1 protein-coding gene is annotated in these 606 nt (G+C 39.3%); it reads left to right on the top strand.

Translation table 11 applies throughout. The features are described from left to right. Positions 1 to 606: anaerobic ribonucleoside-triphosphate reductase (gene nrdD / locus D1643_RS11345; RefSeq protein WP_255478078.1), on the top strand; the 606-nt coding region annotated here is incomplete at both ends.

The raw sequence follows: 606 nt of genomic DNA, 5'->3' as shown, positions 1-606 counted from the left end.
TGTCTGCGCTAAACTTGTTTGGAGACATCACACTTGCAGCGTCGTCTCAACAGTTCGGTGGATTCAGCACACAAAATGTGGATTACATCTTTGCACCTTATGCCGAAAAGACTTACAATTCAAAACTCGAATACTACAAAAATAAAAAATTGTCAAACGAGCTAGCCAAAGAACTTGCAGAAGAGGACACGCTTTCTGCAATCAAACAAGGGATTCAAGGTTATGAGTTTAAAACATCAACCGTTAGTAATGCACTTGGTCAAATTCCGTTTACATCTATTGGATTTGGACTAGACACATCTAAATGGGGACGTGCAATTACAGATGCTATTCTTACAGAACGCTCAAAACCTGAGTCGACATTTGTATTTCCAAAACTAATATTTGCGTCAAGTAAAGACATTAATTTAGAACCTGGAACACCAAACTATGACCTATTCCAAAAAGCTGTAGAGTGCTCTTCCCGTAAGTTGTATCCAGATTATGTGTCAATGGATGAAGGAATTTTAGCACCTGCATTTAACCGACATAAAGACGACCCTTCCCAATACTTGTCTGTACCAATGGGTTGTCGTTCTTACAACGCAAATGCGTTCATAAACCCAG

The organism is Enterorhabdus sp. P55 (assembly GCF_009911695.1).
Classification (GTDB): Bacteria; Actinomycetota; Coriobacteriia; order Coriobacteriales; family Eggerthellaceae; genus Enterorhabdus.
This window is presented reverse-complemented; position numbering and strand designations above follow the sequence as displayed.